1 protein-coding gene is annotated in these 1209 nt (G+C 69.1%); it reads left to right on the top strand.

What is annotated here, in order from left to right:
- A partial coding sequence (gene glyA, locus C7443_RS19730; protein WP_110020741.1) for a serine hydroxymethyltransferase occupies nucleotides 1–1209 on the top strand: 1209 nt, incomplete at its 5' end.

Here is a 1209-nt window from a genome sequence, read left to right as displayed (position 1 = left end):
ATGCAGTCCGAAGCCGAGCGCCAGGAAGCGCACATCGAGCTGATCGCCTCGGAAAACTACGCCAGCCCGCGCGTGCTCGAAGCCCAGGGCTCGGTGCTGACCAACAAATACGCCGAAGGCTACCCCGGCAAGCGCTACTACGGCGGCTGCGAATTCGTCGACGTCGCCGAAAGCCTCGCCATCGAGCGCGCGAAGGCGCTGTTCGGCGCCGACTACGCCAACGTCCAGCCGCATTCCGGCTCGCAGGCCAACGCCGCGGTGTACATGGCGCTGTGCGAGGCGGGCGACACCGTGCTCGGCATGAGCCTCGCCCACGGCGGCCACCTCACCCACGGCGCCAAGGTCAACTTCTCCGGCAAGCTCTACCACGCCGTGCAGTACGGCATCGACGCCGACGGGCGCATCGACTACGACGAGGTCGAGCGTCTGGCGCGTGAATGCCAGCCGAAGATGATCGTCGCCGGCTTCTCGGCGTACTCGCAGGTGCTCGACTTCGCGCGCTTTCGCGACATCGCCGATGCCGTCGGTGCCTACCTGTTCGTCGACATGGCCCACGTCGCCGGCCTGGTCGCCGCCGGGCTCTACCCCAACCCGGTGCCGTTCGCCGACGTCGTCACCACCACCACGCACAAGACCCTGCGCGGCCCGCGCGGCGGCCTGATCCTGGCCAAGGCCAACGAAGCGATCGAGAAAAAGCTCAACTCGCTGGTGTTCCCCGGCACCCAGGGCGGCCCGCTGATGCACGTCATCGCCGCCAAGGCCGTCGCCTTCAAGGAAGCGCTGGAGCCGGGCTTCAAGGACTACCAGCGCCAGGTGCTGGTCAACGCCAAGGCGATGGCCGCGACCTTCATCGAGCGCGGCTACAAAGTGGTCTCCGGCGGCACCGAGAACCACCTGTTCCTCGTCGACCTGGTCGCCCAGGGGCTGACCGGCAAGGCCGCCGACGCCGCGCTGGGTGCCGCGCACATCACCGTCAACAAGAACTCCGTGCCCAACGACCCGCAGTCGCCGTTCGTGACCTCGGGCATCCGCATCGGCTCGCCGGCGATCACCACGCGCGGCTTCGGGGCGGCGGAGGCCCGGCAGGTGGCGACGTGGATCTGCGAGATCCTCGATGCGCTGGCGGCGGGGGAGGCCGAGGCGACGATCGCGCGGGTGCGCGGGGAAGTGGCGGCGCTGTGCGCGCGCTTCCCGGTGTACGCGGACTGA

Source organism: Plasticicumulans acidivorans, assembly GCF_003182095.1.
Taxonomy (GTDB): domain Bacteria; phylum Pseudomonadota; class Gammaproteobacteria; order Competibacterales; family Competibacteraceae; genus Plasticicumulans; species Plasticicumulans acidivorans.
The sequence above is the reverse complement of the archived record's forward strand: the minus strand, read 5'-3'. Positions and strand labels throughout refer to the sequence as shown.